Source organism: Acidovorax sp. KPB24-03, assembly GCF_057546605.1.
The window spans coordinates 1-8,738 of the sequence record NZ_BAAJYR010000152.1 but is presented as its reverse complement, the minus strand read 5'-3'; the positions used below and the strand labels follow the sequence as shown (position 1 = coordinate 8,738).

Annotated in this window: 8 protein-coding genes and 1 pseudogene; all 9 read right to left on the bottom strand. The window is 68.4% G+C overall.

Annotation, left to right across the window (positions count from 1 at the left end; genetic code table 11):
* Positions 1 to 252: pseudogene (locus tag AC27KI_RS15320) on the bottom strand (Mur ligase domain-containing protein); the annotation flags it as partial.
* Positions 249 to 1,754 (bottom strand): UDP-N-acetylmuramoyl-L-alanyl-D-glutamate--2,6-diaminopimelate ligase, encoded by a 1,506-nt coding sequence (locus AC27KI_RS15315; RefSeq protein WP_487114574.1) that lies wholly within the window; start codon positions 1,752 to 1,754, stop codon positions 249 to 251. The gene AC27KI_RS15315 and the pseudogene AC27KI_RS15320, both read right to left, overlap by 4 nt.
* Positions 1,751 to 3,496, bottom strand: a complete 1,746-nt coding sequence (locus AC27KI_RS15310) for a peptidoglycan D,D-transpeptidase FtsI family protein (RefSeq protein ID WP_272567204.1) — start codon at positions 3,494 to 3,496, stop codon at positions 1,751 to 1,753. The genes AC27KI_RS15315 and AC27KI_RS15310 overlap by 4 nt, the downstream gene beginning before the upstream one ends.
* Complete coding sequence (gene ftsL, locus AC27KI_RS15305) at positions 3,493 to 3,831, bottom strand: cell division protein FtsL (RefSeq protein WP_284405268.1); 339 nt, start codon at positions 3,829 to 3,831, stop codon at positions 3,493 to 3,495. The genes AC27KI_RS15310 and ftsL overlap by 4 nt, the downstream gene beginning before the upstream one ends.
* A complete protein-coding gene (rsmH, locus tag AC27KI_RS15300) occupies positions 3,828 to 4,757 on the bottom strand; it encodes a 16S rRNA (cytosine(1402)-N(4))-methyltransferase RsmH (protein WP_487090097.1) in 930 nt (309 codons plus the stop codon). Before rsmH ends, ftsL begins: the two co-directional genes overlap by 4 nt.
* 7 nt (positions 4,758 to 4,764) lie before the next feature.
* Entirely contained in the window at positions 4,765 to 5,193 is a 429-nt protein-coding gene (gene mraZ / locus AC27KI_RS15295) for a division/cell wall cluster transcriptional repressor MraZ (protein WP_272569587.1), read from the bottom strand.
* A 298-nt stretch (positions 5,194 to 5,491) separates the two neighbouring features.
* Positions 5,492 to 6,823, bottom strand: coding sequence for an ATP-dependent protease ATPase subunit HslU (gene hslU, locus AC27KI_RS15290; RefSeq protein ID WP_284429476.1), 1,332 nt, complete (start codon positions 6,821 to 6,823; stop codon positions 5,492 to 5,494).
* 82 nt (positions 6,824 to 6,905) lie between these two features.
* Positions 6,906 to 7,451 carry an ATP-dependent protease subunit HslV gene (gene hslV / locus AC27KI_RS15285; protein ID WP_272567200.1) on the bottom strand — a complete coding sequence of 182 codons (546 nt, stop codon included), beginning with the start codon at positions 7,449 to 7,451 and terminating at the stop codon, positions 6,906 to 6,908.
* Positions 7,452 to 7,561: 110 nt separating this feature from the next.
* Positions 7,562 to 8,738 (bottom strand): STAS domain-containing protein (locus AC27KI_RS15280; protein WP_487114572.1); only part of this gene is annotated, 1,177 nt, incomplete at its 5' end.

Below are 8,738 nucleotides of genomic sequence, written 5' to 3'. Positions count from 1 at the left end.
TCGATGCCGGGCAGGCCGGCGGCCCTCCAGGCCGCCGTGGGCCACGGCCGCAGCGGCGCCGGCCGTGCGCGCATTGGCCAGAAAGGCATTGGCGTCGTAGCGCTCGCCCTTGAGCGCCAGGAACAAATCGCCCGCCTGCAGCGTGCGCGTGTCGGTGTGCACGCGGGACAGCGGCAGCGCGCCCTCGCCCACCAGCCGGGCCGTGGGCACGCGCGCCTGGATGAACCCCAGCGCCTGCTGCAGCGTCATCATGCGCGGCCTCCCCGGGCGGCCAGGCCGGCCTGGGCGTGGGCCATGTCGGAGAACGGCCGGCGCTCGCCCGCCACCTCCTGGTAGTCCTCGTGACCCTTGCCGGCGATCAGCACCACGTCGCGCGGCCCGGCCTCGGACAGCGCCAGCGCGATCGCCGCGGCGCGGTCCACCTCGGCGCGCACGGTGCGCCCGGCCACGGTGCCCTGCAGGATTTCGTGAAGGATGTCCGCCGGCACTTCGCCGCGCGGGTTGTCGCTGGTGACGATGACCGCATCGGCCCGCTGCTGCGCGACCGCGCCCATCAGGGGCCGCTTGGTGCGGTCGCGGCTGCCGCCGCAGCCGAACACGCACCACAGCCGCCCGCCGCGCTCCGCCGCGATGGGGCGCAGCGCCTGCAGCGCCTGGTCGAGCGCATCGGGCGTATGGGCGTAGTCCACGGCGACCAGGGGCTGGTGCGGCACATGGATCTGCTCCATGCGGCCCGGCACCGGCGACAGCTGCGCGCAGGCGTAGAGCGCATGCTCCAGCGGCACGCCCAGCGCCCGCAGCGTGGCCATCACGAGCAGCAGGTTGCCCACGTTGTAGTGGCCGATGAGCCGCGTCTGCAGCACATGGCTTTGCGCGCCCTCGGCCACGGTGAACGACAGGCCGCCATCGCCCCAGGCGATGTCCCGGGCCTGGAGCCGTGCGGGCCCCTGCAAGGAAACGCTCCACAGGTCCAGCGGCTGCTGGGACAGCGTCTCGTGCAGTTCGGCGCCGTGCCGGTCGTCGATGTTGACCACGGCGATCTGCAGCCCGGGCCAGTCGAACAAGGTGCTCTTGGCCTGCCAGTAGGCCGCCATGCTCGGGTGGTAGTCCAGGTGGTCCTGGGTGAAATTCGTGAACAGGGCCGCCCGCACCCGCGTGCCGGTCAGGCGGTGCTCCGCCAGCCCGATGGACGAAGCCTCGATCGCGCAGGCCACATGGCCTTCTTTGGCGAAATGGGCGAAGGCGCGCTGCAGGCGCACCGGGTCCGGCGTCGTGAGGCCGGTGGACTCGAGCGCAGGCGGCACGCCGGCGCCCAGCGTACCGATCAGCGCGCAGCCGCCGGGCGCCGCCAGTTCGTTGCGCGCCAGCAGGTTGAGCGCATCGGCCAGCCACCAGCTGACGCTGGTCTTGCCGTTGGTGCCGGTCACGGCCAGCACGTCGATCGACTGCGTGGGGTGGCCGAACCACTCGGCCGCCAGCGTTCCGGTGATGGCCTTGAGCCCGCGCAGCGCGGCCACCGGCGCATGGGCGAAATCGAAGGCCTCGATGCCTTCGTGCTCGACCAGGCAGGCCATGGCGCCACGCGCCAGCGCGTCGCCCACATGGGCGCGGCCATCGGTGGCGGCGCCCGGCCAGGCGATGAAGCCGTCGCCGGGCTGGATGAGCCGGCTGTCGGTCTGCAGCGTACCGGTCACCCGGGCGGCCAGCCATTGCACGGCGTCGTGCACCGAGGTGAGCAGCGGGGTCGTCGTCATAGCGATTCCTCCACGGTGTTGGCCACGATCTGGGGCTTGACGGCCATGTCGGGCTGCACGCCCATCATGCGAAGGGTCTGCTGCACCACGGCGCTGAACACCGGCGCCGCCACCGCACCGCCGTAGAACACGCCGTTGCTGGGCTCGTCGATCATCACCGCGACGATGATGCGCGGCTTGTCGATCGGCGCCATGCCGGTGAACCACGCCCGGTACTTGCCCGAGGCATAGCTCTTGCCCACCTGCTTGCGCGCGGTGCCGGATTTTCCGCCCACCGAGTAGCCCACGGTCTGCGCCTGCTGGCCCGTGCCGCCGGGGCCCGCGGCCATCTGCAGCATCTTGCGCACCTGGTCGGCCGTGCGCTCGGAGAACACGGGCACGCCGACCGCCGGCGTGCTCGACTTGAGCATGGTGGCGGGAATGATCTGGCCGCCGTTGGCGAACACCGTGTACGAGCGCGCCATCTGCAGCAGGCTGGCCGACAGGCCGTAGCCGTAGGACATGGTGGCCTGCTCCACCGGGCGCCAGGTCTTGTAGGGCCGCAGGCGGCCGCTCACCACGCCGGGGAAGTGGATCTGCGGCTTCTGCCCGAAACCGGCCGCCGAGAAGGTCTCCCACATCTCGCGCGCCGGCATCTGCATGGCGATCTTGGTGGTGCCCACGTTGCTGGATTTCTGGATCACACCCTCGACCGTGAGCACGCCGTAGTTGTGCGTGTCGGAGATGGTCGAGCCCGTGATGGTGACGCGGCCGGGGTTGGTGTCCACGATGGTTTCCGGGCGCACGCGGCCGGTCTCCAGCGCCAGGCCGATGGTGAACGGCTTCATGGTGGAGCCGGGCTCGAACACGTCGGTGAGCGCGCGGTTGCGCAGCTGCTCGCCGGTGAGGTTCTGGCGCTTGTCGGGCACGTAGCTCGGGTAGTTGGCCAGCGCCAGCAGCTCGCCCGTGTGCGCGTCGATCACCACCACGCTGCCAGCCTTGGCCTTGTGCAGCGCCACCTGGTCGCGCAGCTTCTGGTAGGCGAAGAACTGCACCTTGCTGTCGATGGACAGCTGCATGTCCTGCCCGTCCACCGGCGGCACCTCGGCGCCCACGCCCTCCACCACGCGGCCCAGGCGGTCCTTGATGACGCGGCGCGAGCCGGCCTTGCCGGCCAGCTGCTGGTCGAAGGCCAGCTCCATGCCTTCCTGGCCATGGTCTTCCACATTGGTGAAGCCCACCACGTGCGCGGCCGATTCGCCTTCGGGGTACTGGCGCTTGTATTCCTTGCGCTGGTAGATGCCCTTGATGTCGAGGGCGGCGATCTGCTGGCCGACCTCCCAGTCGAGCTGGCGCTTGATCCAGACGAAGGTCTTGTCCTCGTCCGCGAGCTTGGTCTTGAGCGCGGGCAGCGGCATCTCCAGCAGCTTGGCCAGTTGCTGGAGCTTTTCGCGCACCTCGGGCTTGTCCTGCTCCACGTCTTCCGGAATGGCCCAGATGCTGGCCGCCGGCACGCTGGAGGCCAGGATCAGCCCGTTGCGATCCAGGATGCGGCCCCGGTTGGCGGGCAGCTCCAGCGTGCGGGCGAAGCGCACCTCGCCCTGCCGCTGGAAGAACGCATTGCCGAACACCTGCACGTAGGCCGCGCGGGCGCCCAGGCCCACGAAGCCCAGCGCCACCATGGCGACGATGAACTTGCTGCGCCAGACCGGCGTCTTGCTGGCCAGCAGCGGGCTGGAGGTGTAGTTGACGCTGCGGCTCATCGGCGCACGCTCCCCGCGCCACCCGGCGTGGCCGGCACGGGCGCTGCCGTGGCGGCCGTGACCACCGGCGTGCCGTCGTCGGCGACGTACTGCGTGATGGCCGGCGTGGCCGTGCGCATCTGCAGGCGGTCGCGGGCGAGCTTTTCCACCCGCAGCGGCGTCGCCTGGGCGCGCTTTTCGACCTGCAGGCGCTGGTGTTCGGTCTCCAGCCGGCGCGACTCGGCCACCGCGCGGTCCAGCTCGGTGAACAGGCGCCGCGACTCGTACTGCATGTGCACGAGGTACAGCGCGCTCACCATCACCCCCAGCAGCAGCACCAGGCTCAGGCGCGTCATGACTGCACCTCCGTGCGCTCGGCCACGCGCATCACCGCGCTGCGGGAGCGGGGATTGGCCTCGATCTCGGCTGCGGTGGGCTTGATGCGGTCCAGCGCCTTGAGCCGCATGGGCTGCGGCTGCGCAAATGGCGCGCGGCGGTCGAAGACCTCCTTGGAATGCTGGGCGATGAACTGCTTGACGATGCGGTCTTCCAGCGAATGGAAGCTGATCACCACCAGCCGGCCACCGGGTGCGAGCACCCGCAGGCTGGCCTCTAGCGCCTGTTGCAGCTCTTCAAGCTCGGCGTTGATGAAAATCCGAAGAGCCTGAAATGTGCGCGTTGCAGGGTTCTGGCCTGCTTCGCGGGTCTTGACCGAGCCAGCCACGAGTTGGGCCAGTTCAGCGGTGGTGGCAAGAGGGCCCCGCTCCTCGCGACGAGCAACAATCGCCTTTGCAATGGGGCCAGCAAACCGTTCTTCGCCGTAGTCACGTATCACCTCCGCAATCTGCCCGACCTCGGCCGTGGCCAGCCAATCGGCCACGCTCTCGCCGCGCGTGGTGTCCATGCGCATGTCCAGCGGGCCGTCGAAACGAAAGCTGAAGCCCCGGCCGGGGCTGTCGATCTGGGGTGAACTCACGCCCAGGTCCATGAGGATGCCCGCGGCGCTGCGCTCGGGCAGTTCGGCCAGATGGCGGAATCCTTCATGCCGAATGGAAAAGCGCGCATCGGTGATGCGCGCTGCTTCTGCGATGGCCTCGGGGTCCTTGTCGAACGCCACGAGGCCCCCGCCCGGCCCCAGCCGGTCCAGTATCTTGCGGGAGTGCCCGCCACGGCCGAAGGTGGCATCGATCCACACGCCGGCGGGCGCGGGGCCGGCGGCGCCCAGCAGGGCGTCGACCGCCTCGCCCAGCAAGACCGTGGTGTGTTGCAGCGGTGCGTTCACCATGGCCTCAGAAAGAAAAGTCCTGGAAAGCGGCCGGCATCTCGGCCTGCATGGCAACAGCCTCCTGCGCCTCGTAGGTGGCCTTGTCCCACAGCTCGAAGTGGTTGCCCATGCCGAGCAGCATCGTGTCCTTGGTGATGCCGGCGGCCTGCCGCAGTTCGGGCGAGACCAGCACGCGGCCGGTGCCATCCATGTCCACGTCCATCGCGTTGCCCAGGAAGATGCGCTTCCACCACTGGGCGGACATGGGCAGCTCGGCAATGCGTTCGCGGAATTTTTCCCATTCGGGGCGGGGAAACACCATGAGGCAGCCGTGCGGATGCTTGGTGATGGTGAGCTGACTGTTGGCGGTCGCCGCGAGGACGTCACGATGCCGGGTAGGCACGGAAAGCCTTCCCTTCGCATCCAGACTCAGCGATGACGCCCCTTGAAACACGGAATCGAACCCCAGCTCGTTGTCGCGCCTGCGCATCCGGAATGGACGCACGAGGGCACTTTTCACCACTTAATTGCACTTTTTTGCACTGTAGCAGGAAAAAAATACCGAGCCCCGCCAGGTGCAACAAAGTTTTGCAATGAAATCAACGACTTAGCACCGACAGTGCCAGTGGAGAACACCCAAAATGCTTTACTGAATAAGCACTTAGCCCAGGCTATGCAAGTGATACCTGAAGGCTCTCGGGCAACCTGGAATCCGGGCAAGAATCCAGGGGCCCGCAACACGCCGGAATCTTTTACAAGATATAGCGCGACAAATCCTCGTCCTGGCTCAAGGACTCGAGCCGCGCGTTCACGTACGCAGCATCCACCACCACCGTTTGGCCGGACAAACGGGCGGCATCGAAGCTCACTTCGTCCAGCAGCCGCTCCATCACCGTGGACAGCCGGCGCGCGCCGATGTTCTCGGTGCGCTCGTTCACCTCGAAGGCGATGTGCGCCAGGCGCGTGATGCCCTCGGGCGCGAATTCGAGCGTAACGCCTTCGGTGGCCAGCAGGGCCTGGTACTGCTTGACCAGCGAGGCATGCGTCTGCGTGAGGATGGCTTCGAAATCCTGCACGGACAGCGATTCGAGTTCGACGCGGATCGGAAAGCGCCCCTGCAGCTCGGGGATCAGGTCGCTCGGCTTGCTCAGGTGGAAAGCGCCCGAGGCGATGAACAGGATGTGGTCCGTCTTGACCATGCCGTACTTGGTGGACACGGTGGTGCCCTCCACCAGCGGCAGCAGGTCGCGCTGCACGCCCTGGCGCGAGATGTCCGAGCCGCTCGATTCCTGCCGGGTGGCCACCTTGTCGATCTCGTCGATGAAGACGATGCCGTTCTGCTCGGCGTTCTGCACGGCGCGGGTCTTCACCTCGTCCTCGTTCACGAGCTTGGCGGCCTCCTCGTCGGTGAGCAGCTTGAGCGCCTCGGCGATCTTGAGTTTGCGCGTGCGGCGCTTTTCCTGGCCCATCTGGCTGAACATGCCACGCAGCTGCTCGGCCATCTCTTCCATGCCCTGCGGGCCCATGATCTCCAGCTGCGGCCGGGCGTCGGCCACGTCGATCTCGATTTCCTTGTCGTCCAGCTGGCCCTCGCGCAGCTTCTTGCGGAACACCTGCCGGGCGGTGCTGTCGGCCGGCGGCGCGGCCTCGGCCGCCGCATGGCCCCGCGCGGGCGGCACCAGCACGTCGAGGATGCGGTCCTCGGCCGCGTCTTCGGCGCGGGCGCGGCCCTTTTTCATGTCGCTCTCGCGCGCCTGCTTGACGGCCATCTCGACCAGGTCGCGGACGATGGAGTCCACGTCCTTGCCCACATAGCCCACCTCGGTGAACTTGGTGGCCTCGACCTTGATGAAGGGCGCATCGGCCAGCCGGGCCAGGCGGCGCGCGATCTCGGTCTTGCCCACGCCGGTGGGGCCGATCATGAGGATGTTCTTGGGCGTGATCTCGTGGCGCAGGCTGCCTTCCACCTGCTGGCGGCGCCAGCGGTTGCGCAGCGCGATGGCGACGGCGCGCTTGGCGCTGGCCTGGCCGACGATGTGGTGGTCGAGTTCGGAGACGATTTCCTGGGGGGTCATGGACGACATGGGGACCTGCAATCAAATCAGCCGTCAGCACATATTCTTCTAAGGCAGACAGCTATCAAAATAATAGTAACCGCCGGGGCGCTCAGAGCGTCTCGATGGTGTGGTTCATGTTGGTGTAGATGCACAGTTCGCCGGCGATCTCCAGCGACTTCTTGACCACTTCCTGCGCGCTGAGCTCGGTGTGGTTCAGCAGCGCCTTGGCCGCCGAGTGCGCATAGGCGCCGCCCGATCCGATGGCCACGATGCCCTGCTCGGGCTCCAGCACGTCGCCGTTGCCAGTGATGATGAGCGAGGCGCTGGTGTCGGCCACCGCCAGCATGGCCTCCAGGCGGCGCAGGACGCGGTCGGTGCGCCAGTCCTTGGTGAGTTCGATGGCCGCGCGCGTCAGGTGGCCCTGGTGCTTTTCCAGCTTGGCCTCGAACCGTTCGAAGAGCGTGAACGCATCGGCCGTGGCCCCGGCGAAGCCCGCCAGGACCTTGCCGTGGTAGAGCTTGCGCACCTTGCGCGCGGTGCCCTTGACCACGATGTTGCCCAGGGTGACCTGGCCGTCGCCGCCGATGGCGACCTGGATGCCGTCCGCCGTCTGGCGGCGGACGCTGAGGATGGTGGTGCCGTGAAACTGTTCCATAGCGTTGGCATGTGGGGATGCCCGCACGGTTTGCAACGCCCCCCGCGCACGGCGTTGCACGGGGCATGAAGAGCGGCCAGCGCGCCCTGCCGGCGCCCTGTGCCCGAGGGTCAGTTCTTGCGCGGAACGACCCAGGCGTGTTCGTTCACGCCGATCACGTTGAAGAACACCGCCACCAGCCGCTGCAGGTTGACGAAGTGGACCGCGTGGCCCTGGGCCTGCTGCTCGGCCGCCCAGTTGAGCACCGAGCCGGCCGCCGCGAAGTCCACCCGCACCAGGCGGTCGCACGCGATGATCAGCGGCGCACCGGGCTTCACCTGCTCCTCGAACGGCGCCAGCAACGGCACCGCGTCGCCTTCGATGTGGCCGGACAGCGATGCCGAAGGCTCGGCACTCTCCAGGCCCGCCGGCATGGACGAGGGTTCGCCGTAGCCCGAGGCATGCAAATCGGAGGGCGTGGCATCTGCGGGCACCGGGGCGCCGCTGTCATCGCTGGAATAACTGCACCGCGGCGAGATCCATGATGGCGGCGAGACCTCGTAGGTCACGCAGTAGTCGAGCGCCACGAGTTCGAACTCGTCGGGGCGGCCCATGAGGCGCAGCGCCGCCATGCGCAAGCGCCACCACTCGGGCGACGTGTCCCGGTCTCCGGACTGGGTGCAGGCTTCCAGCACCGTGTTGAGCGCCTCCACGCCGAAGAACGTCAGCTGCACCTCCTGCTCCGCCCACTGCGTGAACAGGTTGGCCAGCAGCGGCACGGCGGCCTCGTCGATGGCGGCCAGGCGCGACCAGGTCAGCGTCCAGGGCGGGGCGGCGCGGGCGAGCGACGCCTGCAGCGCCACCACCGATTGCGCGGCCAGCGTGGTCGGCGAGTTCCAGCTGAACTCGCGCTGCGGGAAGCCCGTGGTGGCCGGCGCGGGCTGCGCCTGCAGGCCCAGCAGTTCGGGCATGGAAAACCACAGCGGCGCCGAGCGGCTGAACCGGGCCGCATAGTCGATCGCCAGCGCCTCGAAGCGCTCGTGCTCCCCGATGGCGCGGTACAGGTCGAACAGCGTCATCCAGATCTCCAGCTGCTGCTGGGGATCGTCCTGCTCGTGCTGCGCCAGCACTTCGAGCAGGCCGGACTCCGCGCCGGCATGGTCGCCATTGGCAAAACGGATGGCGGCTTCCTCGAGGTCGGGTTCGTGCACGAATTCCTCCGGTTCTGCGGGCGCCACGTCGGGCGCCGGTGGCGGGGCCTGTGCGGCGGCTGCCGGCACGCCTGCGAAGGCGATGGCGCCGCGCCGG

Bases quoted from the DNA above. Each gene is read 5' to 3' on its own strand.
- hslU (WP_284429476.1), bottom strand. From the start codon at position 6,823: ATGTCGTCCATGACCCCCCAGGAAATCGTCTCCGAACTCGACCACCAC.
- hslV (WP_272567200.1), bottom strand. From the start codon at position 7,451: ATGGAACAGTTTCACGGCACCACCATCCTCAGCGTCCGCCGCCAGACG.
- ftsL (WP_284405268.1), bottom strand. From the start codon at position 3,831: ATGACGCGCCTGAGCCTGGTGCTGCTGCTGGGGGTGATGGTGAGCGCG.
- AC27KI_RS15315 (WP_487114574.1), bottom strand. From the start codon at position 1,754: ATGACGACGACCCCGCTGCTCACCTCGGTGCACGACGCCGTGCAATGG.
- AC27KI_RS15310 (WP_272567204.1), bottom strand. From the start codon at position 3,496: ATGAGCCGCAGCGTCAACTACACCTCCAGCCCGCTGCTGGCCAGCAAG.